This is a genomic window from Pantoea sp. B65 (assembly GCF_047308185.1).
In the GTDB taxonomy this organism is placed as follows: domain Bacteria; phylum Pseudomonadota; class Gammaproteobacteria; order Enterobacterales; family Enterobacteriaceae; genus Erwinia.
In genome coordinates this window covers 169,212-193,045 of sequence record NZ_JAHXPU010000027.1, presented here as the reverse complement: position 1 = coordinate 193,045, position 23,834 = coordinate 169,212, and the positions used below count along the sequence as shown (strand labels likewise).

The following is a 23,834-nucleotide window of genomic DNA, read 5'->3' as shown; positions in this document are numbered from 1 at the left end:
TGACCATCCTTCACTGTTATTTATTTCCTGCACAACCATCAATTATCTTTCAGCAAGGTTTCCCGAAAAATCTTCAGTAACTCAGAGTCCATCCCATTTTCTTCCAGTTCAATTTGCTGCCGCATATCGGGATCAAGCTGATTAAATGCGGTAAAAAGTTCTGCGGCGGTAGCGCGTGCATTTTTGCCGAAGTTCATTGCCTTCGCATTGGCTATATCTGCCTGTCTGGCCTCTGAGGTCCCGATGCTGTTAATTATATAAGAAAACTTTATAATTTTATTTATTAGCATACATGTGCTAAATATCGCAGCTTTTTCACTACGATGGGCAGGGGCATCAGAAATAACTTCCGCAGAGACTTCCGGTGCCAGATAATTATAACGGGTAAATGTCTGCTGCAGATATTTATCAATTTCATGATTATTCGCGCCCAGAAAATTAAGCAGATGCCATTTTAACCCCAGCTTAATTTCGCCGCTGGCGGCATTCAACTCGATAGCGTCCGGGTTTAAATACCTGACATTTTCCATGGCCTGGCCGTGGACATTTTTTCCTTGCTCTTCCGCCTCTTTTAACCACTTCAGCAGTCTTAGCGTGAGGTTCCAACGGTACTTAAGCGTATCCCCCTTTGCCAGAACCATGGGGCGAAACGCCTTATCGAATACCTTGATCACTATCTGAGTGACATCTTTATCCCGGCTGCCCACAGCATAATAGTGCACGGCATAACTGCTATCGGCGCTGGTTGAACGGGCATATTGCTCAACGCAGCGGTTCACCAGCGCTTTATCCTGCTCAGACAGCCGCAGGGGCAGCGTAATAATGTCACTGACCACCGGCTGATCGGCCCTGATGGTGTGCATGATTTCGCTGGCCGCATTGACTGACCTGTGGTCCGCATTTTCACGAGTTTGCTCAGCTACGGCGCTTTGCCGCTGAAAAAAAACCTCCAGCGCAATGGTCTGCGCCGGGCGGCCATCATCCGGCACAAATTTATTACCGCTGATGATGCCGACAGTATCACCATTTTGATCCTGTAACGGCCTGATTACATGGGGTGGCGCAGATGCGACAGCGTTAGCATTGCTGCAGAGATTTAACTCGCGCCGCGGCTGACCAGGTAATGATAAGAAGAGGTTTTCTGGCTGCTGAAGCGGCGGTAAAGCGGGCGTCACCAGTGATAGCGAAGTATTAGACACCTGCTGCAACGCATTGTGGGGAAATTGATCGCCCGCGGGATTGTTGACATGAGCGGAGATAGCCGGCCCCGGACGATGATTAGCATCAATTTCACGCATAACAGTTCCTTCTGTTGATGATATTGCCCCGCTCCACTGACTTCTTCCCGGTTGAGCCTTCCGTGTCCGCTACCGACAGTAAAATATAATAACCATCGCCGCACAACCTGATGCCTGTCGCATGCAGATCCTGTCGGCGCAGGCGGCAGACGATAATTATGTTGTAGAAAAGCGTCTTATTTTCGCTGTTTTCGTAGTTCCCTGCCGCCAGACTTCAGCATGAAAGTGGCTAAAAACGGGCAAAAATCGCCATTTTTTAATTATATATACACAAATATTGCATATTAATGCATTTAGTGGCATCTTATTTCTCGCCAGAGGGCAGCATAATGATAAAGAGAAACAGGAGCTTGACCGATGAAAAAATTGTTACTGACCGCTCTGCTTGCCAGTGTCGCTTTCAGCGCCAGCGCAGCGGAGAAAATTCGTTTTGCCTCTTCCGCCACCTATCCGCCATTTGAATCCCTGGATAGTAACAACCAAATCGTCGGTTTTGATATTGACCTCGCCAAAGCCCTGTGTAAGCAGATGCAGGCCGAGTGCAGCTTTAGCAATAACCCGTTCGACAGTCTGATCCCGGCGCTGAAATTTCGCCGCTACGACGCGGTAATTTCCGGGATGGACATCACTCCCGAGCGCAGCAAGCAGGTCAGCTTTACGCAGCCTTATTATGCCAACTCCGCAGTAGTGATTGCGCAAAAAGGCAGATTCAGCAACATTGACGATCTGAAGGGGAAACGCGTCGGGATGGAAAACGGCACCACCCATCAGAAATACCTGCAGGATAAGCATCACGAAGTCACCGCGGTGGCCTATGACAGCTATCAGAATGCGATTCTCGATCTGAAAAATGGTCGTCTCGATGGGGTATTTGGCGATACCGCCGTGGTCAATGAGTGGCTGAAAAACAATCCGAGTCTGGCGACAGTTGGCGAACATATCACTGATGCGCAATACTTTGGCAGTGGATTAGGTATTGCAGTGCGTCCGGATAATAGCGCACTGCTGGAGAAACTGAATGGCGCGCTGACGGCGATTAAAGCTGATGGCACTTACCAGAAAATCAGCGACCACTGGTTCCCGCAATAACTACCCTGCCCGCCCAATCTGGCGGGTCAGACAGGGGTAACGCTTACCTGGGTGATGTTCTGCAAATGCTCCGGGATACCGTAAGCGCCAACACTGTCTGACCTGCCCTTTACCGCGTTCTCTTTAGCAGCGTCAGCACTTCGTAATGGGCGGTATGCGGGAACATATCAAACAGCTGCACCCGCTCGATTTGATAATTGGGCAGACGTGCAATATCGCTGGCCATGGTCTGCGCATTACAGCTCGAATAGAGGATAGATTGCGGCGCCATACGGCTTAAATAGTCGCAAAGTTCCGCACCAATACCCCGGCGCGGCGGATTCACCAGCACCAGTTCCGGCACCACGCCGTTGGCAGTAGCAAACTGCGTTGAATCCAGCGCGGCAAACTGCACTTTATCCAGCCCCATAATAGCTGCCGAACGACGGGCGCAGGCGATAGCCCCGGCACTGATCTCAATCCCGGTTAAGGTCATCTCTGGCGTAGCGCAATGCAGGCCAAATCCCCCGACGCCGCAGAACAGATCCCACATCTGCGTGACCGCCAGTTCCGCCACCCAGGCGCGGGCGCTGGCATACAGCGCAGCGGCGACCTGTGGGTTAGTCTGAAAGAAACTTTGCGGGCGTATAAACAGCGGCACATGATTTAACCGTTCCGCCAGCAGCTGATTATCGCTTAATGCGATCTCTTCATCGCCTTCGAGGATCGCCATATGCACCGGCTGAATATTGGCCGATATCACGCTAAGCTGCGGTAACTGCTGCAGCAGCCACGGCAATGCGGCTTTCAGCTGCGCCAGTTTGCTGTGCGAACGCAGCACAAAACGCAGCATCAGTGCGCCCTGTTGGGTACTTTCCGTCAGCAGGATATATTTCAGCTCGCCGCGCTTACGCGCGACGTTATACGGCGTCAGGCCCGCGCGGGCGATAAAGGGTTTCAGCCGGGCGAAAACCGCGTCAAACGATGACGGATAGAGCGGACAGGCGGTGAGATCGACCGGCGAGCCGTCGCGGTGCAGCATGCCTAACAGTGGACGTTCAACACTGCCGCTGACCACCATTTTGGCTTTATTGCGAAACCCCTGCAGGGCCGAGGTCACCGGCTGACGCCATTGCGCCACCGTCCGCTCAGCCAGTAGCTGTTCGAGATGGGCCTGTTTCGCAGAGAGTTGTTGCGGGTACGATTTTTCCAGCCACTGGCAGGAACGACAACGATCCGCCTCATAAAGCGCGCAGTGCATGATAAAGCCTGTGTAGTAGTGATAAACGCCAGAATGCGGCCGGGGATTGTAGCACTGCGGGCTAATCCTTGCGAAAAAACTTCCGGCTACTGGCAGGCATAAACAACAGGATCAGTACCAGCAGATCCGGGATTTTTTGCTGAAGCAGGTCATGAATGATTTCACCATTGCTTTCACCGCTAATACTGAAGATTTCGGGATAGACCCAGCCAAGTGAAGCCACCAGCATATACAGTATCACTATCAGCTGCGTAATGGCGTAACCCCAGCGTCCGCGGTTACTGCCGCGCATCAGCACGATGGCGCAGCGCAGTTCAATAAAAAAGATCAACTGGCTGGCAATAAAGATCAGGGTTGAATCCCAGGCCTGGGCACTACGGTGAACGAAATCCGCAATTTCCTCATAACCCAGTTCATTGACCAGCAATAACACGTTAAGGATACGTGTAGCGATAATCGCACTGCCGGCAATCAATACCGGTACTGGAGTCGCGGAGCGCGGTTTCATCATACCTTTTCCCGCTCTGAATACATCCGACATCCACTCTCTCCTGCAGGCCCAGAGTATTGGGCCAATGATCAACAAGAGCGGCCGAAAAGCCGCTCCTTAAGGGTCACCCCTTGTGACGATCATTATAGTGACAAAATATTGCCTTTTCAGCCACGTCTTGCTTTCTGAATATCGCGCACCCGCTGTTTTTCTTCATGGGCCATAAAGCGCCAGGCGATAAAACCGACAATCCCGACCACAAACAGGATCAGTGAAGCCAGCGCGTTGATTTCCGGGTTCACTCCACGACGTACCGTGGCGAAAATCTGCATTGGCAAGGTGGTGGCGCCCGGGCCGGTAACAAAACTGGCGATCACCAGGTCATCAAGCGACAGGGTAAAGGCCAGCAGCCAGCCGGTCACAATCGCCGGGGCGATCATCGGTACGGTAATCACAAAGAACACCTTTAACGGCGTCGCGCCGAGGTCCATCGCCGCCTCTTCGATCGAGCGATCCAGCTCACGCAGGCGCGAGTTAATCACCACGGCCACATACGCGGTACAGAAGGTGACATGCGCCAGCCAGATGGTGAGCATACCGCGATCGCTCGGCCAGCCGATAGCGTGCCCCATGGCGACAAACAGCAGCAACAGGGACAGACCGGTGATAACATCCGGCATCACCAGCGGCGCCGTCAGCATAAAGGCAAAGCCGGTAGAACCACGAAAACGGCCAAAGCGCACAATCACTACCGCCGCGATGGTGCCCAGCACCACGGCAGCGGTGGCGGCCAGGGCGGCAATTGTCAGGCTGAGGGTTACGGCGCTGATCATCGCGTCATCCTGAAACAGCACCCGATACCAGTGGAACGAAAAGCTTTCCCACACCGTGACCAGCTGTGAACTGTTAAACGAATAGACCACCAGCAACAGCATCGGCGCGTATAGCAGGCTGAAGCAGATCACCAGAATCGCGGTTCGCCACGGCGAACGCACCGCAGGAAGATTATTCATGCCTTGTCTCCCATCTCTTTATTCTGATGCTTATGGAACCAGATAATCGGCAGGATCAGGATCAACAGAATAATCACCGCCAGCGCCGACGCCACCGGCCAGTCACGGTTATTAAAGAACTCCTGCCAGATAATGCGGCCAATCATAATGCTATCCGGGCCTCCCAGCAGTTCCGGGATCACGTATTCCCCCACTGCCGGAATAAACACCAGCATCGACCCGGCAATAATTCCGCCTTTGGTCAGCGGCACAATCACTTTAAAGAAGGTTTTTAACGGTCCGGCGCCGAGATCCAGCGAGGCTTCCACCAGTGAATAATCGATACGCGTCAGGGCGGTATAGATTGGCAGCACCATAAACGGCAGGTAGCAGTAGATAATGCCGATATACACTGAAATATTGGTGTAGAGGATCACCAGCGGATGATCGATCACCCCCAGCCACAGCAGAAAACGGTTAAGAATGCCGTTGTTGTTCAGTAGCCCCATCAGCGCATAGACCCGCACCAGGAATGACGTCCAGGAGGGTAAAATAACCAGCAACAGCAGGATATTTCGCACCGATGGTTTACTTTGCGCTACCGCCCATGCCAGTGGATAGCCGATCAGCAGACAGATAATGGTCGACACCGCCGCCAGTTTCAGCGACTGCATATAGGCATCGAAATAGAGCGGATCTTCGGTCAGCTGAAAATAGTTAGCCAGATTCAACACCAGGCTGAACTGATCGTCAGCCCAGCTCATCAGGTCGGTATAGGGCGGGATCGCGCGAGCGACCTCGGCGAAACTGATCTTCAGAACAATTAAGAATGGCAACATAAACAGCAGGATCAGCCACAAATAAGGCAGCGCGATCACCAGTTTGCGGCCATGTTTCTGCAGCAGTCGTGCGGACACCCCGGGGGTTGCCGTCTCTGCCGGTGGTTCAGTGGTACGTTCGCTATATTGGCTCATACATCCCTCAACTCAGACCGTCAGTACCACACAGCTGTCGGTATCCCAACAGAGATGTACTTCATCACCCCAGGTCGGCGCACCTTTGCGGAAGCGGTGGGCATTCTGTAACTGGGCGGAGATCATCTGGCCGCTACGCAAGCGCACATGATAAATCGACAGGTCGCCAAGATAGGCAATATGCTCCACTTCACCGACGGCAAAGTTACAGCCATCGGCCGGCGGCTGATCGCACAGCATCACTTTTTCCGGACGCAGCGCAATAAATACCGGCACGTTATCCATTACCGAGGCGTCAGAGTCGACTTTCAGCGGATTAACCAGTCCCGGACTGTCAATCACCAGCCCGTCTTCCTGGCGGTCGCGCAGCAGGCCCTCAAACACATTTACCGAGCCGATAAATTCTGCGCTGTAGCGGCTGGTTGGATGCTCATAAATCTCTTCCGGCTCGCCAATCTGTTCGAACTTACCGCGATTCATAATCGCAATACGCCCGGCCATGGTCATCGCCTCTTCCTGGTCATGGGTCACCATCACGCAGGTCGCGCCGACGCGCTCAAGAATATCGACCACTTCCAGCTGCATGCGGTCACGCAGTTTCTTATCCAGCGCCCCCATAGGTTCATCCAGCAGCAGTAGCTTAGGCCGCTTGGCCAGACTGCGCGCCAGCGCCACACGCTGACGCTGACCGCCAGAGAGCTGGTGGGGCTTACGTTTGGCATACTCCTGCATATGCACCAGCGCCAGCATCTCCTCAACCCGGCTGCTAATCTCCGCTTTGGCCAGTTTGTCCTGCTTCAGCCCAAAGGCAATATTCTGCTCCACCGTCATATGGGGAAACAGGGCATAGGACTGAAACATCATATTAATCGGGCGCTGATAAGGCGGCACATGCGACAAATCTTGTCCGTCGAGCCAAATCGTCCCCTGAGTCGGCGGCTCAAAACCAGCCAGCATACGCAGTAATGTCGACTTACCGCAGCCGGATGGACCCAGCAGGGCAAAAATCTCCCCTTTGTAGATGGTCAGGCTGACATCATCAACGGCGTGCTGACCATCAAATGATTTGGTCAGATTGCGGATTTCCAGCAGCGGCGTTAACGCCTTTGCGGTTTTATTTTGCGGACGAGGGATCGCGTCGTTCACTAACATTACTCTCCGGTGCGAAGCGGGAATAAACGGCCAGGCCGTTAAATGACACAACAGAGGCCAGTACAGAACCTCTGTTGTTTTTTATCCATCAGGCGGGCGGCATCAATACCGCCCGTACAACGGGGTATCTGCAACACCCGGCGGAGCCATTTCTGGCGCCGCGATCAGGCGTTATTTACCACTTTTAACTTTAGTCCATGCACGGGTACGTACACGGTCAAGTTTCGGATCCTGCACTTTCAGAATAAACAGTTTGGCCATTGCCGCATCGGTTGGATAGATGCCCGGATTATTACGAATATCGGCATTCACCAATGGTACGGAGGCTTTATTGCCGCTGGCGTAAAACATCTTGTTGGAGATCTCGGCGATCACTTGCGGCTCCATCAGGTAATTGATGAACTGATAGGCTTCATCAACATTTTTCGCGTCTTTCGGAATAGCCAGCATATCGAAGAACGCCAGCGCGCCCTCTTTAGGAATGCTGTAGCCAATATCAACGCCGTTTTTGGCTTCAACTGCGCGGTCTTTTGCCTGCAGAATATCCCCTGCCCAGCCGATAGCCACACAGGTGTTGCCGTTAGCCAGATCGTTAATGTACTGCGACGAGTGGAAATAACGGATACTCGGACGCAGTTTCAGCAGTAGGTCGGTTGCCGCCCCGGAGTAATCTTTCGCATCGCTGCTGTTAGGATCTTTACCCAGATAATTCAGCACGGTAGCGAAAATCTCTTCCGGCGCGTCGAGGAAAGAGACGCCGCAACTTTTCAGTTTTGCCAGATTCTCAGGTTTCAGCACCAAATCCCAGCTGTCGACCGGGGCATCTTTACCCAGCGCCGCTTTCACTTTTTCCACGTTATAACCGATACCGGTGGTGGCCCACAGATACGGAATTGCATATTTATTGCCCGGATCGTGCTGCTCTAATTTTTTCATCAGATCAGGATCGAGGTTTTTGTAGTTTGGCAGCTTACTCTTATCCAGCGGCTGAAATACGCCGGATTGCAGCTGACGCGCCAGGAAGCTGGAGGAAGGCACAACCACATCATAACCGGTACTACCGGCCATCAGTTTCCCTTCCAGCACTTCATTGGAGTCAAATACGTCATATACCACTTTGATACCGGTCTGCTTTTCGAAATTAGCGACGGTATCCGGAGCGATATAATCTGACCAGTTATATACGTGCAGCGTCTTTTGTTCTGCCATCGTGCCAGCGGATACCGCCATCAGCACCCCAGCAACCACGGCTGACAACCATTTTTTACGTTGGTTGAACATGTTTTCCTTCCTCCTGAACAGGGTCAATCACAACTATGCAGAACAAGCGATTGGCGAAGCGCGCTTCTCTGATCATAAAGTGTAAAAACGCAGGCCCACAATGAATCAATATTCATCTGGTGTTTAATAGAAAAAACCTATGCCCTGAATAATTCACGTTGCCGGACACCGCCAAGGCGCCGATTAGCGGAAACCATAAATGCCGCCTTTAACGCCGATGCACCTGCAGCCTGAAGTATGGCGGGTATCTACCTGCTTTGACGTTGCACGCAATATGCAGCCCCGCAAGAATAGCCCCACAGACAGATACAGGCCAGCCCTCAGCGTAAAAAACGCCTTTTATCGATTTTTTATGCATGTTTCTTCTATGTGATACGCCATATGCGGCATAAGCGACGCGAAATATCTGGCAATTAAGGGCAAAATGCAGAATAAAAAGTGGTGAGATAAAAACAAAAAATGCCGCAAAAAGCGGCATTTAGTCAGAAGTGAACAGCTTTAGTGCAACATTGTCTGCCGGGTGATAATCGCGGTGCGATCGTCGTCTTCGCCAACCACCAGTAAATTATTGGCAAAGGCTTCGAGGATCACCATCGAAATCTGCTCTTCGCTCTGCTTCATAAAGTGCGAAAACTGCCCCATGGTCAGTCCGGCGGTGATGGTCATCGACTGGCAGACAATCAGTTTCGGCAGATTATCATCCTGAATATCGAGGAAAGCTTTAACCGTCAGCGAACTGGCATTAATCTGCGACAGATCGCCCACCAGCGGGATCAGCGCGGTTGGCTTCACTTCCGCCAGCGCGGAAAACAGAATGACGTCATCGACCAGATCGAGCTTAGCATCGAAAACGCCGTCAAAATTTTGCATATGCGGCAGATGAAGTGCCTGGCAGGCATCGCACTCAAACCAGGTGATACTTTGCTGATCCAGCCAACGTCGTAACACGTCAATATCTGGAACGACGAGTGAATCCATAACCTACTGCCTCATGCTGCAATTGAAGAGCGCACAGCTTACGGAAAAAGTGCCGCGAACACTATGCTGATAAGTAAAATATGGCACTTAACCACCGGTTTTCAGACTGAAGCCAGGCTGTGCATGGCATTCAACCCACTGGATCATCAGGCCGGCGATATCCAGCCCGGTAATATTTTCCACCCCTTCGAGGCCGGGTGAGGCGTTCACTTCCATCACTAACGGCCCGCGGGCGGCGCGCAAAATATCGACCCCGGCCACATCCAGCCCAAGGGTAGTCGCGGCTTTCACCGCGATTTGCCGTTCCCGTTCGCTGATCTCCACGCGGCGGGCAGTGCCGCCACGATGCAGGTTCGAGCGGAAATCCCCCTCCTTCGCCTGACGCTCGATTGCTCCCACCACCTGCTCACCAATCACCAGACAGCGGATGTCGCAACCTTGCGCTTCCTTGATATACTCCTGCACCAGAATGTGCGCGTTCAGGCCGCGAAAGGCGTCAATAACACTTTCCGCCGCCTGGCGGGTTTCCGCCAGTACCACGCCAATTCCCTGCGTCCCTTCTACCAGTTTAACCACCAGTGGCGCGCCGCCCACCATATCGATTAAATCCCGGGTATCATCCGGCGAATGGGCAAAGCCGGTAACCGGCATATCAATGCCCTGTCGCGCCAGCAACTGCAGGGAACGTAATTTGTCGCGCGCACGGGTAATCGCCACCGACTCATTGAGCGGATAGCTGCCGCACATTTCAAACTGACGCAATACCGCCATGCCGTAAAAGGTAGTGGCCGGACCAATGCGCGGGATCACCGCGTCAAAGTGGCCGAGCGGGCGGCCACGATAGTGCAGCGCCGCCGACGCCGGGTTGATATTCATATAACAGGAGAGCGGGTCAATAATCTCAACCTGATGTCCCCGCCCCTGCGCCGCTTCGCGCAGCCGTTTACAGGAGTAGAGATTCCCGTCACGGGATAGAATCGCTATTTTCACCAGCTAGCCTCACAGAAGCAGATTTAGCGTGTCGCCCAGCCCTGCTGATGCAGGAAATCCAGAATAAACGGGCGGTTTTCTTTAATAATGGTGCGCTGAATATGCGCACTCCAGCTATCGGTGCGGCGATGACTGTCACGCTGCTGATAGTAGTCAAGCAGTTGCTGGTCATATGCGTCCAGTACCGTGGCATCAATTGGCTGATAACGGTTTTCATGCACCAGCATGCTGGCTGGCATGCGCGGTTTAACATCCGGTTGCTGATCCGGCCAGCCAAGGCACATGCCAAACAGTGGCAGTACATGCTGCGGCACCGCCAGCAGTTTGCTGACCGCGGCAATATTGTTACGAATACCGCCAATAAACACCCCGCCGAGCCCTAAGGATTCGGCGGCGACCATCGCGTTTTGTCCCATCAGGGCGGTATCGATACAGCCCAGCAGCAGCTGTTCCGCCAGCCCCAGCTGCGCATCAGGGCAAATCTGCAGATGGCGATTAAAGTCGGCGCAGAATACCCAAAACTCCGCCGCCTGCGCGACATACTGCTGTCCGCCACTCAGCTCAACCAGCTGCTGGCGCAGCTCAGGTTCAGTAATACGAATAATCGACGAGCACTGCAAAAAACTTGAGGTCGAGGCCGACTGCGCAGCGGCAATAATCGCCGCGCGTTGTGCGTCGGTAATCGGCTGTTCGCTAAAGGCACGAATCGAGCGATGCGAACGCAATAAATCAATGGTCGGCGTCATCAGAATCTCCGGTCTTGGTGGATGGATTAGCAGTTTTTCGGGTACCGAGTAACTGCGGTGCCAGCGCCTGCGCGGTGCGCCACATCAGGGTGGCGGCAGCAGGCAGCATCAGCAGGACACCGGCAAAAAACATCAGCGTGGCGGCCCACTTGCCGCTCAACCCGTCAGGCAACGTCAGCCACTGGTTTACCGACAGCATCGCCAGCACCAGCAGCACAATCCCCAGCGCTTCCAGTACCAGCACTGTTTTGGGCAGTCGGGCGAATGCGCGCATATTAATCTCCTTAAACGGCTGCGATTGACGCCCCCTGTTGATGGGGCAGTAATATATAACCGCCTGACAGCTGACATATTAAAGCCTAATCAAGCGACTTCTGCATAGCCTGGACAAATCAGATTAACAGGCAATTCCTTCTTCCTTTCAGCAAACGAAGCGGGCATCATAAATGCATTAAGCGATAAACTGTGATTGTAATCACAGAACAGAATCTAACCTTTGAGGAGCTATCTATGTTTGCAGTGATTTTTGGCCGTCCGGGCTGCCCTTACTGTGTGCGCGCAAAAGAGCTGGCTGAGAAACTGACCGCAGAGCGTGAAGATTTTAACTTCCGCTATATTGATATCCATGCAGAAGGCATCACCAAAGCCGATCTGGAAAAAACCGTCGGTAAACCGGTGGAAACCGTACCGCAGATTTTCCTTGATCAAAAACATATTGGTGGCTGCACCGATTTCGAAGCTTATGCCAAAGAACATCTGAATCTGTTCCAGTAACACTGGCGTAAAACAAAAAAAACCGGGTAGCGATACCCGGTTTTTTTATGCCGCTGGCGGTTCAGGAATGTGGTCGGGTACCAAACATCGCCCGCCACAGCATGATCACCAGCGCGCCGGAACCACACCAGAATAACGCGCTGGCATACCACGCCAGTTCCTGCCAGAAGCCCGAATCGACCACAAAATGGCTAAATGACAGCAGCAGACAGATCGGGATCGCCAGCAGCGCGCCGCCAAGCGCAACCACCAGCGGCGCCTCACGCGCGGTCAGTCCGGCCAGTACGCCAGGAATAATAAACAACAACAAGCCGGGTTGTACCCTGGGTTCTCCGGGGCGATCAATGGTGATGCCGAACCGCACGATGATAAACACCGCACAGAAAAGCATCATACAAGTTATCACGCCCGGTACCCGGACGCCTTGTAGTAGCATAGCTTGTCCTCAGTTGATTCAGTTCAGTAGACTGCCATTAAATTAACTGCCCTGTTAATTCAATAAAAAAGGTAAAGCAGAAAATACAAAAACACGCTGTTTTTACTGGCTGAACAATAAATATATGACTAAAATATTCCCGCTTTAATTTATCCTTGCAGAAACTTAAAACCGGACGCTAAACAGCGTTGCTGTTCGGTTATCAGTCAGATAAACGTTAGCGCATAAATCTATTTCTATCAACAAGTTGCTGGTAAACAAGAAGTTAAGCCGTGAACATAAACGTCGCAGAATTGTTAAGCGGGAATTACATCCTGTTATTATTTGTAGTATTAGCATTGGGCCTGTGCTTAGGCAAATTACGCTTAGGTTCTGTACAACTGGGTAATTCCATTGGCGTTTTAGTGGTCTCGTTGCTACTCGGACAACAGCACTTCGCAATAAATACCGAGGCGCTTAATCTCGGCTTTATGCTATTTATTTTTTGCGTCGGCGTTGAGGCCGGGCCAAACTTTTTTTCCATCTTTTTCCGCGACGGTAAAAATTATCTGATGCTGGCGGTGGTGATGGTGGTCAGCGCCATGTGCACGGCACTCGGCCTTGGCAAACTGCTGGGCTGGGATATCGGCTTGACCGCCGGGATGCTGGCCGGCTCGATGACCTCGACACCGGTATTGGTGGGCGCAGGCGACACCCTGCGGCAAACCATCGGCGACGCACAGGCCCTGAGCAGAATGCAGGACAACCTTAGCCTTGGCTACGCCCTCACCTACCTGGTGGGGCTGGTCAGCCTGATCTTCGGCGCACGCTATCTGCCGAAGCTACAGCACCAGGATCTCCCCACCTGCGCGCAACAGATTGCGCGTGAGCGCGGTCTCGATACCGACAGCATGCGCAAGGTCTACCTGCCGGTGATCCGTGCCTATCGTGTCGGGCCGGAACTGGTCGCCTGGGCTGGCGGCAAGAATCTGCGCGAGCTGGGCATTTACCGCCAAACCGGTTGCTATATTGAGCGTATCCGCCGCAATGGTATTCTCGCCAGCCCGGACGGTGATGCGGTATTGCAGCCCGGCGACGAGATCTCGCTGGTCGGCTACCCGGATGCACACTCACGCCTTGATACCAGTTTCCGCAATGGCAAAGAGGTGTTCGACCGCGACCTGCTGGATATGCGCATTGTCACCGAAGAGATCGTGGTCAAAAATAATAATGCGGTTAACAAACGCCTCAGTCAGTTAAAACTCACCGACCATGGCTGCTTCCTGAACCGGGTGATCCGCAGCCAGATTGAGATGCCGATCGACGACAGCATTATGCTGAATAAAGGTGATGTGTTGCAGGTGAGCGGTGAAGCCCGGCGGGTAAAAACCGTCGCCGACCGCATTGGCTTTATTTCGATTCACAGTCAGCTCACCGACCTGCTGGCGTTCTGCTCCTTCTTTATTATTGGTTTGATGATCGGCATGATCACCTTCCAGTTCAGTACCTTTAGTTTTGGTATCGGTAATGCGGCAGGTCTGCTGTTCGCCGGTATTATGCTCGGCTTTTTACGCGCTAACCATCCAACCTTTGGCTACATCCCCCAGGGGGCACTGACCATGGTGAAGGAATTTGGCCTGATGGTATTTATGGCTGGCGTCGGGCTGAGCGCCGGCAGCGGCATTACCCACGGTCTGGGCAGCGCCGGCTGGCAGATGCTGGTCGCAGGCCTGGCGGTGAGTCTGGTGCCGGTGGTGATCTGCTTCCTGTTTGGCGCCTGGGTATTGCGGATGAACCGCGCCCTGCTGTTTGGCGCGATTATGGGCGCCCGCACCTGCGCACCTGCCATGGAGATCATCAGTGATACCGCACGCAGCAATATTCCGGCGTTGGGTTATGCCGGAACCTATGCCATTGCTAATGTTTTACTGACCCTGGCGGGGACCCTGATCGTCATTATCTGGCCGATTTTAGGTAGTTAGAAAATAATTATAAATTGTGTAGAACTTTTACTCAGGGGCAGAGTCTTAATTAGTGCCACTGCTTTTCTTTGAAATCCCAAATTGTGGAGCCCGTTAATCGTATGATTAGCGGGTTTTTTTATTGCTGAACGGCAGATCTCTCCGCCAGTCTGATATTGCTTTCCGACGGCCGCCATCCGATTACGCAACCGGCACCGCCGCCAGCACATTTCCGCCATGTCGATTTTTTGACCAATATTCCCGCTTAATGTTTCCTTAAGCGAACCACGTCACTATGCTTAATTCCTTGTTTCCCCATCATTAAAATGCAATGAAACCGACACCAAAATTAAACCAAAGCGCAACAGCACTGTCGATTAGGACAAAATCCATTTACCTGTTGCCGCAACGCTTTTACGCTATCCAGCTAGTTTTACTGGTTTTATTCGGGCTGTTGTTTCTCTGGTTCTCGCGCAGCGAAACCCTCGATATGACGCTGTCGCGCGCCTGGTTTGATCCCATCACTCAACAGTTCCCGTGGAAAGATAGCCACTGGCTGGATTTGATTAACCATCGCCTGCTGAAGTATCTGGTGATCGCCATTGGTGTGGTCGTGCTGTTCAAAGGCGTGATCCGGCGCCAGCCATTGCTGATTCTGGTGGCATTACTGATCGGCGTCGGCGCGCTGGCGGTTGGCGTATTAAAAATCAGCAGTGCGCATTCGTGCCCCTGGGATCTGGTGGAGTTTGGCGGTAAAGCCGTGTCTTATCCGCTCCTCAGCCATACACCGCTGAATAGCGGCCCCGGACGCTGTTTTCCTGGCGGCCATGCCTCCAGCGGTTTCAGTCTGATGGCGCTGTTTTTCCTGTTCTGGCCGCAACGTCCGAAACTGGCGTGGTGCTGCTGGTTCGCTGCCGTTGTTCTGGGGCTGCTGATGGGCTTTGGTCAGGTGATGCGCGGCGCGCACTTTTTGTCCCATAACCTGTGGGCCGGGTGGTGGGTCTGGCTGGCACAACTTTTAACTTTCGGATGCGTTTCGTATCTGCTGAACAGGAAGAGGAAATGAATAATGGAAACGCTAAACCGAACGCTGTTTCTGTGGATTAACGCCACCCCGGAGTCGCCGCCGTGGCTGATCTCGCTGGCAACTTTTCTGGCGCGAGATTTGATCGCTATTGTCCCGCTACTGATTATTGCGCTGTGGTTATGGGGACCAACAGATCGCCTGCGATCGCAACGCGAACTGGCGCTGAAAACCGGTATCGCGCTGCTCTATGCGCTGGCTATCGCCTGGTGTCTCAGCTTGCTGTTTCCCCATCCGCGTCCGTTCACTCTTGGCTTCGGGCATCAGTTCCTGCAACATGCGCCTGACTGTTCTTATCCAAGCGACCATGGCACCACCATTTTCACCTTTGCGCTGGCGTTTACTCTCTGGCATCGGCGCTGGTCCGGGGCCGTTTTAATGGCTACCGCCAGCGCTATCGCCTGGTCACGGATCTATCTCGGTGTGCACTGGCCACTGGATATGGTCGGCGGCCTGCTGGTCGGCATGCTGGGCTGCCTGTTTTCCCAGATGGCGTGGCAGTTCTACGGTACCCGCATACTGCAGCTGCTCAGTCAGCTATACCGCTTAGTGTTTGCGTTGCCGATCCGCAAAGGCTGGGTGCGCGATTAATCTCAGCCGGCCCGTAATAATACGGGCCGCGCTTCCCTCACCTTATTAAATCCCGCCGCGGCCAATTACAACCCGGGTAAATAATATCGTTTTGAACTAACAGACTTATTGCGCAATAAACGGATTGGCGGATGAGTAATTGATCCACCGTTGCGCAAACCGGATATTATTTACTCTCGTCATAAGTTACTCTTATATTAATACTTTGATTTAAATCAAATAATTCCCTATGACGCATAAAAAAACAGCAAAACAGAGGATATATAATTATTAGCGGACAGATAAAATACAGTATTAACAACCAGTAAATAAAAACCATCCAGCAGATAAACCAACGATAAAACCACTCATCCAGTCAAATACGCTGAATTTATTGGCGCAGTTGTGATCCTGATCACCTGCTAAAGACAAACTGACGCTGCTATCTGCTTATTGCGATGGTAGAGTGTGCGCCATAAAAAATAGCTATGGCTAACCCCTTCAGCTGTTGGCGATTAATTCGGCATAAGCCAGTCAGGATAAATCGCTGGTGATGAATTAATTGTTTTTTATTACGGACAATACAGGAGAAGGTAATGAATTCGTCTCAAACCGCTGTTCTTACGGATGATAAACAGCAAAGCGTGATGACGTGGCGCAAAAGCGACACCATGTGGATGTTGGGCTTATATGGCACGGCGATTGGCGCAGGCGTGCTGTTTCTGCCGATTAATGCCGGCATCGGCGGGCTGATCCCGCTGGTGATTATGGCCCTGCTGGCTTTCCCGATGACCTTTTTCGCCCATCGCGGCCTGTGCCGCTTTGTACTCTCCGGCAGCAAGCCTGGCGCGGATATTACCGAAGTGGTGGAAGAGCATTTCGGCGTCGGCGCCGGTAAACTGATAACCCTGCTCTATTTCCTGGCGATCTATCCTATCCTGCTGGTTTACAGCGTGGCGATCACCAACACCGTCGATAGTTTTATTACCCATCAGCTGCATCTGCAGGCGCCACCGCGTGCCCTGCTGGCGCTGATTTTACTGGCGGGCCTGATGACTATCGTGCGCTTTGGTAAAGAGATGATTGTAAAGACCATGAGTTTGCTGGTCTTTCCCTTTGTCGCCGTACTGATGCTGCTGGCTCTCTGGTTGATCCCTAACTGGAGCAGTGCAATTTTCGACCATGTTTCCCTGGCAGGTAGCGGTCACGGACTGATAGTCACGCTATGGCTGGCGATCCCGGTTATGGTGTTCTCCTTCAACCACTCACCGATTATTTCTGCCTTTGCGGTAGCAAAACGCGAAGAGTACGGTGATGCCGCCGATAGCAAGTGTTCACGTATTCTGGCCTTCAGCCATCTGATGATGGTGATTACCGTGATGTTCTTTGTCTTCAGTTGCGTGCTGAGCCTGACGCCGGCAAACCTGGCGGAAGCGAAAGCACAGAATATCTCGATTCTCTCTTATCTGGCTAACCACTTTGATACGCCGATGATGGCCTGGCTGGCGCCGATCATTGCCATCGTGGCGATCACCAAATCCTTCCTTGGTCACTATCTCGGCGCACGCGAAGGCTTTAATGGTCTGGTGGTGAAATCACTGCGCAGCCGCGGTAAGCAGATCGGTGAACATAAACTGAATCGTTATACTGCGGTGTTTATGCTGATCACCACCTGGATTGTTGCCAGTCTGAACCCAAGTATTCTCGGCATGATTGAAACCCTCGGCGGCCCGATTATTGCCGTGCTGCTGTTCCTGATGCCAATGTATGCCATTAACAAAGTTCCGGCGATGCGCAAATACAGCGGCGCCGCCAGCAACCTGTTTGTCGTTCTGGTCGGTCTGATCGCCATCTCAGGGATTGTGTTTAATCTGGCTGCTTAATGCTTGCAACGGGAGGCATCAATGCCTCCCCTGCACATCAGGAAAACCATTTTCCAAACAACCCATCAATCTTCATCATCACAAAATCCCAGATGCGGCCAAAGAAGCCCGCTTCCGGCACATCGTCCAGAACCACCAGCGGCCGCTGCTCAATGGTTTTTCCATCCAGCTGAAAATCAATGGTGCCCACCTGTTGATATTTCTTCAGTGGCGCCTGAAGTTGCGATGCAGTGAGGGTAAAACTGGCCTTCAGGTTTTTCATCTGCCCTTTCGGTATGGTGATCGCCGCGTCTTTTTCCACGCCAAGATTGGCCTGGCTACGATCGCCAAACCAGATTCGCTGAGTAGTGAAAGCGGTATTCGCCTTAATCGGCGTCACGGTTTCATAAAAACGGAAACCCCAGGTCAGCAACTTCTCACTTTCGCGGAAACGAATCCCATCAGTCGCCGCGCCCAGTACCACCGAAATCAGGCGCATATCCCCGTCGGTTGCCGAGGCGACAAGGTTATTGCCCGCGCCAGAGGTGTGACCGGTTTTAATCCCATCGACCTTAAGGTTACTGCTCCAGAGCAGGCGATTGCGGTTAATTTGCCGTATTTTATTGAAAGTAAACTCTTTCTCTTTATGCAATGCGTACTCTTCCGGTACATCGCGAATTAATGCCTGGCCGATAAGCGCCATATCACGCGCGGTACTATACTGACCCTCAGAGTCGAGACCATGGACCGTTTTAAAGTGGGTATTTTGCAGGCCAAGGGCTTTAACATAGTTATTCATCAGGCCGACAAACGCGTCCTGACTCCCGGCAACATAATCCGCCAGGGCAATACTGGCATCATTGCCGGACTGGATAACAATGCCTTTGTTCAGCTCAGATACCGGAATGCGGTCACCAGGCTTAAGGAACATCAGCGACGACCCCTGCAAAAGCGGGTTGCCGGTGGCCCAGGCATCTTTACCGACGGTCACCATATCGTCGTTGGTGATTTTGCCGGACTTAATCGCCTGGCCGGTGACATAGCTGGCCATCATTTTGGTCAGGCTGGCGGGGTCGAGGCGCTCATCGGCTTTCGCTTCGGCCAGCACTTTGCCGCTGGCGTAATCCATTAAAATCCATGCTTTGGCGTCAATTTGCGGAGCGGCGGGAGCCTGTTCGGCGACGGCAACACCAGACGTCACCAGTAACAGGGTGGTGCTTGCAGCCAGTGCCCGGACACTGACAGAGAGGCGAGTTTTATTCATGGTAATACCAGAGTATCCATTTAAAAAATAAAGGTTTTAACGCGTTATCAAACAGCACTTAACCTAATACGCTAACCCTTCAGCGGTCAGAAAAAAACAGTATGACGGTAAAGTTTTATAGAGTTTATTAGATAATTCTGGGCTTTGCCGCCCGATACCGTTGATTTACCGCACAGTGCGCCGTCAGCAGCCCTGGGTTAAATTCCGATTTTTCGCAGAAAAGTTAAGCCCGTCACAAAAATCCGCTAACCTGATTTGAGTTTGCCAGAGGAGAACGACCATGGATTTAGCGCTTTTCGACCTTGATGAAACCCTGATTTGCGAAGACAGTACCGGTCTGTGGCTGCGCTGGATGGTATCCCAGGGCTTTGCGCCGGAAGCATTGATTGAACAGGAACGGGCATTAATGGCGCAGTACTATCAGGGCTCGCTATCAATGGAAGAGTATATGAGCACCACCCTGGCGCCGCTAACCGGGCTGGCGACGCTAACCGTATCCGGCTGGGTACGCCGCTTTATCCAGCGCGATATTTTGCCGCGCGTCTATCCTTCAGCACGTGAACGTATGGCCTGGCATCAGCAACGTGGCGATACCGTGATGGTGATTTCCGCCAGTGGGGAGCATCTGGTGGTGCCGATTGCGCAACAGCTTGGCGCCCATGGCGCGCTGGCAATTGGCGTGGAAATTGTTGATGACCGTTATAGTGGCTCAACATACGGCACCATGACCTACAAAGAGGGCAAAGTCACCCGCCTGAGTGACTGGAAAGCGCTGCAAACGGACCAGACGTTTAAACACACCTGGGCCTACAGTGATTCGATGAATGATTTACCCATGCTGGAGCACGCAGATCACGCCCATGTGATTAACCCCGATGAGTTGCTGCATCAGGAAGCGCTGAATCGCGGCTGGGAAGTCTGTCGCTGGGTGAGATAACGGTACAAGTGGCCAGCCTGGCTGGCCACCGCGTTGCGGCTACGGTTACAGACCCAGCCTGAGTAATTTACCGTCGCTTTCATCGGTTAACACATACAGAAAACCGTCCGGTCCGACGCGCACGTCGCGAATACGCTGATGGCGATCCTCCAGCAGACGCTCCTGCTCGATCAGCTTGTCACCGTTAACCGACAGGCGGATCAGGCTTTGCTGTTTCAGCGCACCAATAAACAGGGAATTTTGCCACTCCGGGAAACGGCTGCTGTTATAGAACGCCATGCCACTGATGGCCGGCGACACTTTCCAGTAAAAAACCGGCTGTTCCGTACCGCCGACGATCCCTCCTTTTGACTCCGGCACTTTGGCGCCGCTGTAATCCAGGCCCCAGGTCGCCAGCGGCCAGCCGTAGTTTTTGCCTTTGCGGATGATATTCACTTCATCACCGCCACGCGGGCCATGCTCGCTTTCCCACAGCTGTTTCGTCCAGGGGTTAAAGGCCACGCCCTGTGGATTGCGTAAGCCATAGGCCCAAATCTCCGCGCGGGCATTTTGCCGGCCGATAAAAGGGTTGTCCTGCGGGATGCCGCCATCTGCCGTCAGGCGCACAATCTTCCCCTGCAATTTATTCAGATCCTGCGCACTGGCGCTTTGAAAGTTATCGCCAAACACCACATACAGATAGCCGTCGCCGTCAAACACCATCCGCGTGCCAAGATTCGCGCCGCCAGACAGCGGCTGCTGACGCAGTACCGTTTTAAAATCACGCAGCTGGCGGCTGTCATCACTTAACACGCCATAACCTACCGATGCGCCACCGGCACCGTTGCTGCCCCCCTCGGTAAAACTCAGCCAGACGCGACGGCTTTGCGCAAAATCCGGGGCCAGCACCACATCAAGCAAACCGCCCTGCCGTTGCGCCCACACCTTTGGCACGCCGCTAATCGGCTGCGACAGACCGCCTTGCTGGCTCCACAGGCGCAACTGGCCAGAACGTTCAGTGATCAGCAGATGCTGCTTATCGGGTAGAAAGGCCAGCGACCAGGGATGATCCAACCCATCCAGCAACTGTTCAACTTTAATCTCAGCCGCCCGCAGCGGCGCAGAAATAAGTAGTGAAATGCTAACCAGCAGTGTTGGCAACAGGCGTGACATAGGCTCCTCCGTTTTATCAGTGCAGCTATAAACGTAGCGCCAGTCACGCCTGGACGGTGATACCTTTACATTAACTTAATTACTGAGCGACATTAAAATTCACCGTATCCTCGATCATGGCATTGATCGGCATTTTCAGATCCTCAAAGCTGATCGGCGTATTACTGTTGGCGACATTTTTACCAATACCTTTACGCACCACTTCAATTACCGGCTTACCGCTGCCGGCGTCGATCAGCTGCACTTCAAGGAACAGTGTGCTCTGCTGGGTACGATGACCTGAAGCGGCCATGGTGCCGGCGATTACCGCCGCAACCGGCACCACTTCATAAAACTGTACACCTTCATTTTCCGCGGCTACCGCAGTGATCGCGGTTTTCATCACTAAGGTACCCGGGCCTGCCTGGCTTACCAGCGGTTTGCGTTTTGCCACTGCCGCACGCAGCTGCTGGTCGGTATAGTTTCTGATTTGATCCAGCGTCTGCTGACTGACACGTGCATTGGGTGCCGCCTGCGGATAATAGATCACCGGGGTGAAGACAATGCCGCGGTAGTCAGCCGATTTAAAATCCGGCGAGACCCATCTCAGCGTCGGGTTACCTGTCGCCGACTGCGCCGGCCGCAGCTTGCTGTAGTCTGGTAAAAAGCCGGAGTAGTGTTCACTATCTGCCACCTTTGAGGTACAACCGGAAAGAACCACACTAAAAGCGACTACGCCTGCCAACAGCACCTTGCTCCGAATAGACATAGATGTTTCCTTAGTGACTGAAGAGTATCGGTTAATAATCTTTAACTCTTACAGCATAGAAACAAAGCGGCGATTCACCAGCAAAACATATATTGCCCAGTCGGCTTGAGTAAGATGAAAGGTTTCACACGGCATCATTTAATGCACTGCCTGGAAATGAACAGCGGGTAATACTCATCACCTCCCCCGCCAGACGTTCAAAAAATAATAAATCAAACCAGCTGCACGCACACTGAAAGATGCAGGGCGGGAGATCTCCCGCCGTTAAAGGAAAGCAACTACCGGGACTACTCCTGAATCGAAGTCAGTAACGCGTTCTGCACGATGCGCTGTGCCGCCAGTGGATTTTGCTCCGCCTGGGCCGCCTGTAGTGCGGTGATATCCAGCTTATCCAGCGCGCGATAGATATGTTTGAGGAAGCGGATCGAGAGGTTTGCCGCATCAACGTGGTCTTCACGGAACGGGAACTGATCCAGCTGCCAGACACCATCCCAGTTATTGATTTTCAGCACATAGAAGAATTCAAAGATCTCCGTCATATGCACCGTACCCACCACCAGGTCATCGTCCCAGCCACGCAGGTTATCGTTAACGTCCATGCCGAACAGGCGGCCACGATCGATAATCAGCTGCGCGGAGTCCGCCGGAGACTCGCCAGCAAACAGCGCATGACCAAAGTCGAGCAGCACCCCAACATTGTCCAGACCAATATCATCAATCCCCAGCAGGGTTCTGGCAGCAGAGTCCCAGGTCATTTTAACCCGGGGTTCACGCGGTTTATATTCGATGGCAAATTTAACATCCGGATTGGCGCCTGCCAGATCGCGCATACCATCCACCGCCAGTTTCCACAGGTTCTTATGGTCAACCTGGAACGGGTAATCCCAGCCATCCTGACCCGGCCAAACTTTGACATAATTGGCCCCGACTTCGCGCACCACGCCAGCGGCTTCGTTCATCAGTTCAAACGCCTGAGCCCGCGTCGCCGGATCCGGGTTAGTAAAAGCCCCGCGCGAGAATTTACGCAAGTAGATCTCCGGGGTAATGCCGATGGCCTTTAATCCGGTCTGTTTCAGCGCATCCTTAACTTCGCTCAGGCTAACGCCGGGCGTAAACGGATAAGGCAAGTCGACATAGGATAAATCTTCCACCTGTTTCGCCAGCATTATCTGATCGATAGTGCTGAGCGCCGGGCCATAACCATCAACCGCATAGCGATCGATATAGTTAGCAAAATGCCATAAACCGGCACCGAACTTAGGATAGTTGTAGGTACTCATAGTAAGATATTCTCCAGATCAGCCTGTTATCAAATATTGTTATTGCGGAGCCCGGCGCGATGCCATGGCTCCGCCCTTACGCTTCTCTCTTAGCTGGCCATACGAGCGCGCGGGGCGCCATTACATATAAATTCGCATTTGAATATATATTCAAAGAGGTCAAAAAAAGGTGCTGCTGCTGAGCCACTGCAGGGTGCTGCCAGCATTTTTTACTACTTCCCTCTTCATCCTTGAATAAATATTCAATACCGTTTATTTATTCAATGATTGTCGCGCATATCTTTTGGTACAGCTATCTTCCGGCAGCGAAAAAGTGATAACCATCACAGGATTTTATTTTGCCGCCGTTATGCCGCGGGGAGCCATAAATGTGACGGGAGCCATAAATGGCTCCCCTACAACAGAACAGGGTTTCAGATAACCGTAAGGGCGGGATTTATTCCGCCCGCTGTCTTCCCCTACAGAACAGGGTTTCAGATAACCGTAGGGGCGGGATTTATTCCGCCCGCTGTCTTCCCCTACAGAACAGGATTTCAGATAACCGTAGGGGCGGGATT

Annotated in this window: 23 protein-coding genes; 7 read left to right on the top strand and 16 right to left on the bottom strand. The window is 52.7% G+C overall.

Annotated features, from left to right (window positions below; genetic code table 11):
• Positions 1–38 precede the first annotated feature (38 nt).
• Complete coding sequence (locus tag JWF83_RS13245) at positions 39–779, bottom strand: hypothetical protein (RefSeq protein ID WP_413650695.1); 741 nt, start codon at positions 777–779, stop codon at positions 39–41.
• Positions 780–1,655: 876 nt separating this feature from the next.
• Here JWF83_RS13245 and JWF83_RS13240 point away from each other — a divergent pair.
• Complete coding sequence (locus JWF83_RS13240; protein ID WP_413650694.1) at positions 1,656–2,387, top strand: arginine ABC transporter substrate-binding protein; 732 nt, start codon at positions 1,656–1,658, stop codon at positions 2,385–2,387.
• A gap of 109 nt (positions 2,388–2,496) precedes the next feature.
• Here JWF83_RS13240 and rlmC read toward each other — a convergent pair whose 3' ends face one another.
• From rlmC to JWF83_RS13190, 10 genes are all read right to left on the bottom strand, one after another.
• Positions 2,497–3,627: a 23S rRNA (uracil(747)-C(5))-methyltransferase RlmC gene (rlmC, locus tag JWF83_RS13235; RefSeq protein WP_413650692.1), complete on the bottom strand. Its 1,131-nt coding sequence runs from the start codon at positions 3,625–3,627 to the stop codon at positions 2,497–2,499.
• A gap of 61 nt (positions 3,628–3,688) precedes the next feature.
• Entirely contained in the window at positions 3,689–4,168 is a 480-nt protein-coding gene (locus tag JWF83_RS13230) for a YbjO family protein (RefSeq protein WP_413650691.1), read from the bottom strand.
• Between the two features lie 116 nt (positions 4,169–4,284).
• A complete protein-coding gene (potI, locus tag JWF83_RS13225) occupies positions 4,285–5,130 on the bottom strand; it encodes a putrescine ABC transporter permease PotI (RefSeq protein WP_413650690.1) in 846 nt (281 codons plus the stop codon).
• The gene (gene potH, locus JWF83_RS13220) at positions 5,127–6,083 is read right to left on the bottom strand and encodes a putrescine ABC transporter permease PotH (RefSeq protein ID WP_413650688.1); all 957 of its coding nucleotides are present in this window, start codon (positions 6,081–6,083) and stop codon (positions 5,127–5,129) included. The genes potI and potH overlap by 4 nt, the downstream gene beginning before the upstream one ends.
• 12 nt (positions 6,084–6,095) lie before the next feature.
• Entirely contained in the window at positions 6,096–7,229 is a 1,134-nt protein-coding gene (potG, locus tag JWF83_RS13215; protein ID WP_413650732.1) for a putrescine ABC transporter ATP-binding subunit PotG, read from the bottom strand.
• Between the two features lie 177 nt (positions 7,230–7,406).
• Positions 7,407–8,516 (bottom strand): spermidine/putrescine ABC transporter substrate-binding protein PotF, encoded by a 1,110-nt coding sequence (potF, locus tag JWF83_RS13210; RefSeq protein ID WP_413650687.1) that lies wholly within the window; start codon positions 8,514–8,516, stop codon positions 7,407–7,409.
• Positions 8,517–9,014: 498 nt separating this feature from the next.
• Entirely contained in the window at positions 9,015–9,494 is a 480-nt protein-coding gene (locus JWF83_RS13205; protein ID WP_413650686.1) for a YbjN domain-containing protein, read from the bottom strand.
• A gap of 87 nt (positions 9,495–9,581) precedes the next feature.
• Positions 9,582–10,484 (bottom strand): 30S ribosomal protein S6--L-glutamate ligase, encoded by a 903-nt coding sequence (gene rimK / locus JWF83_RS13200; protein WP_413650685.1) that lies wholly within the window; start codon positions 10,482–10,484, stop codon positions 9,582–9,584.
• A 23-nt stretch (positions 10,485–10,507) separates the two neighbouring features.
• A complete protein-coding gene (gene nfsA, locus JWF83_RS13195) occupies positions 10,508–11,230 on the bottom strand; it encodes an oxygen-insensitive NADPH nitroreductase (RefSeq protein WP_413650684.1) in 723 nt (240 codons plus the stop codon).
• On the bottom strand, positions 11,214–11,504 hold the full coding sequence (locus JWF83_RS13190; RefSeq protein ID WP_413650683.1) for a YbjC family protein: 291 nt from the start codon (positions 11,502–11,504) through the stop codon (positions 11,214–11,216). The genes nfsA and JWF83_RS13190 overlap by 17 nt, the downstream gene beginning before the upstream one ends.
• A 236-nt stretch (positions 11,505–11,740) precedes the next feature.
• Between JWF83_RS13190 and JWF83_RS13185 the strand changes: the two genes are divergently transcribed.
• Complete coding sequence (locus tag JWF83_RS13185) at positions 11,741–12,004, top strand: GrxA family glutaredoxin (protein ID WP_413650682.1); 264 nt, start codon at positions 11,741–11,743, stop codon at positions 12,002–12,004.
• A 61-nt stretch (positions 12,005–12,065) separates the two neighbouring features.
• Here the strand turns inward: JWF83_RS13185 and ybjM are convergent, their stop codons facing one another.
• The gene (ybjM, locus tag JWF83_RS13180) at positions 12,066–12,440 is read right to left on the bottom strand and encodes an inner membrane protein YbjM (RefSeq protein ID WP_413650681.1); all 375 of its coding nucleotides are present in this window, start codon (positions 12,438–12,440) and stop codon (positions 12,066–12,068) included.
• Between the two features lie 272 nt (positions 12,441–12,712).
• Between ybjM and JWF83_RS13175 the strand changes: the two genes are divergently transcribed.
• The 4 genes from JWF83_RS13175 (at position 12,713) to JWF83_RS13160 (ending at position 17,917) form a co-directional block, all read left to right on the top strand.
• Positions 12,713–14,401 (top strand): aspartate:alanine antiporter, encoded by a 1,689-nt coding sequence (locus JWF83_RS13175; RefSeq protein ID WP_413650680.1) that lies wholly within the window; start codon positions 12,713–12,715, stop codon positions 14,399–14,401.
• A 310-nt stretch (positions 14,402–14,711) separates the two neighbouring features.
• Positions 14,712–15,446 carry a phosphatase PAP2 family protein gene (locus tag JWF83_RS13170; RefSeq protein WP_413650679.1) on the top strand — a complete coding sequence of 245 codons (735 nt, stop codon included), beginning with the start codon at positions 14,712–14,714 and terminating at the stop codon, positions 15,444–15,446.
• Positions 15,447–15,449: 3 nt separating this feature from the next.
• The gene (gene ybjG / locus JWF83_RS13165) at positions 15,450–16,055 is read left to right on the top strand and encodes an undecaprenyl-diphosphate phosphatase (RefSeq protein ID WP_413650678.1); all 606 of its coding nucleotides are present in this window, start codon (positions 15,450–15,452) and stop codon (positions 16,053–16,055) included.
• A gap of 575 nt (positions 16,056–16,630) precedes the next feature.
• Positions 16,631–17,917, top strand: a complete 1,287-nt coding sequence (locus JWF83_RS13160) for an HAAAP family serine/threonine permease (RefSeq protein WP_413650677.1) — start codon at positions 16,631–16,633, stop codon at positions 17,915–17,917.
• 37 nt (positions 17,918–17,954) lie between these two features.
• Here the strand turns inward: JWF83_RS13160 and JWF83_RS13155 are convergent, their stop codons facing one another.
• Positions 17,955–19,160 carry a serine hydrolase gene (locus JWF83_RS13155; RefSeq protein ID WP_413650676.1) on the bottom strand — a complete coding sequence of 402 codons (1,206 nt, stop codon included), beginning with the start codon at positions 19,158–19,160 and terminating at the stop codon, positions 17,955–17,957.
• A 280-nt stretch (positions 19,161–19,440) separates the two neighbouring features.
• Between JWF83_RS13155 and JWF83_RS13150 the strand changes: the two genes are divergently transcribed.
• Positions 19,441–20,097 (top strand): HAD family hydrolase, encoded by a 657-nt coding sequence (locus tag JWF83_RS13150; RefSeq protein ID WP_413650675.1) that lies wholly within the window; start codon positions 19,441–19,443, stop codon positions 20,095–20,097.
• A gap of 45 nt (positions 20,098–20,142) precedes the next feature.
• On the opposite strand, the gene JWF83_RS13145 is transcribed toward JWF83_RS13150, so the two are convergent.
• The 3 genes from JWF83_RS13145 to JWF83_RS13135 form a co-directional block, all read right to left on the bottom strand.
• Entirely contained in the window at positions 20,143–21,249 is a 1,107-nt protein-coding gene (locus JWF83_RS13145; RefSeq protein ID WP_413650674.1) for a PQQ-dependent sugar dehydrogenase, read from the bottom strand.
• 79 nt (positions 21,250–21,328) lie between these two features.
• Complete coding sequence (locus tag JWF83_RS13140) at positions 21,329–21,997, bottom strand: DUF3313 domain-containing protein (RefSeq protein ID WP_413650673.1); 669 nt, start codon at positions 21,995–21,997, stop codon at positions 21,329–21,331.
• A gap of 287 nt (positions 21,998–22,284) precedes the next feature.
• Complete coding sequence (locus JWF83_RS13135) at positions 22,285–23,277, bottom strand: sugar phosphate isomerase/epimerase family protein (RefSeq protein ID WP_413650672.1); 993 nt, start codon at positions 23,275–23,277, stop codon at positions 22,285–22,287.
• Positions 23,278–23,834: the final 557 nt, after the last annotated feature.

Bases quoted from the DNA above. Each gene is read 5' to 3' on its own strand.
- potH (WP_413650688.1), bottom strand. From the start codon at position 6,083: ATGAGCCAATATAGCGAACGTACCACTGAACCACCGGCAGAGACGGCA.
- JWF83_RS13240 (WP_413650694.1), top strand. From the start codon at position 1,656: ATGAAAAAATTGTTACTGACCGCTCTGCTTGCCAGTGTCGCTTTCAGC.
- JWF83_RS13140 (WP_413650673.1), bottom strand. From the start codon at position 21,997: ATGTCTATTCGGAGCAAGGTGCTGTTGGCAGGCGTAGTCGCTTTTAGT.
- JWF83_RS13170 (WP_413650679.1), top strand. From the start codon at position 14,712: ATGAAACCGACACCAAAATTAAACCAAAGCGCAACAGCACTGTCGATT.
- JWF83_RS13185 (WP_413650682.1), top strand. From the start codon at position 11,741: ATGTTTGCAGTGATTTTTGGCCGTCCGGGCTGCCCTTACTGTGTGCGC.
- ybjG (WP_413650678.1), top strand. From the start codon at position 15,450: ATGGAAACGCTAAACCGAACGCTGTTTCTGTGGATTAACGCCACCCCG.
- JWF83_RS13135 (WP_413650672.1), bottom strand. From the start codon at position 23,277: ATGAGTACCTACAACTATCCTAAGTTCGGTGCCGGTTTATGGCATTTT.
- JWF83_RS13190 (WP_413650683.1), bottom strand. From the start codon at position 11,504: ATGCGCGCATTCGCCCGACTGCCCAAAACAGTGCTGGTACTGGAAGCG.
- JWF83_RS13145 (WP_413650674.1), bottom strand. From the start codon at position 21,249: ATGTCACGCCTGTTGCCAACACTGCTGGTTAGCATTTCACTACTTATT.
- JWF83_RS13160 (WP_413650677.1), top strand. From the start codon at position 16,631: ATGAATTCGTCTCAAACCGCTGTTCTTACGGATGATAAACAGCAAAGC.
- rlmC (WP_413650692.1), bottom strand. From the start codon at position 3,627: ATGCACTGCGCGCTTTATGAGGCGGATCGTTGTCGTTCCTGCCAGTGG.
- JWF83_RS13205 (WP_413650686.1), bottom strand. From the start codon at position 9,494: ATGGATTCACTCGTCGTTCCAGATATTGACGTGTTACGACGTTGGCTG.
- potI (WP_413650690.1), bottom strand. From the start codon at position 5,130: ATGAATAATCTTCCTGCGGTGCGTTCGCCGTGGCGAACCGCGATTCTG.
- JWF83_RS13230 (WP_413650691.1), bottom strand. From the start codon at position 4,168: ATGTCGGATGTATTCAGAGCGGGAAAAGGTATGATGAAACCGCGCTCC.
- nfsA (WP_413650684.1), bottom strand. From the start codon at position 11,230: ATGACGCCGACCATTGATTTATTGCGTTCGCATCGCTCGATTCGTGCC.
- potF (WP_413650687.1), bottom strand. From the start codon at position 8,516: ATGTTCAACCAACGTAAAAAATGGTTGTCAGCCGTGGTTGCTGGGGTG.
- JWF83_RS13155 (WP_413650676.1), bottom strand. From the start codon at position 19,160: ATGAATAAAACTCGCCTCTCTGTCAGTGTCCGGGCACTGGCTGCAAGC.
- ybjM (WP_413650681.1), bottom strand. From the start codon at position 12,440: ATGCTACTACAAGGCGTCCGGGTACCGGGCGTGATAACTTGTATGATG.
- JWF83_RS13150 (WP_413650675.1), top strand. From the start codon at position 19,441: ATGGATTTAGCGCTTTTCGACCTTGATGAAACCCTGATTTGCGAAGAC.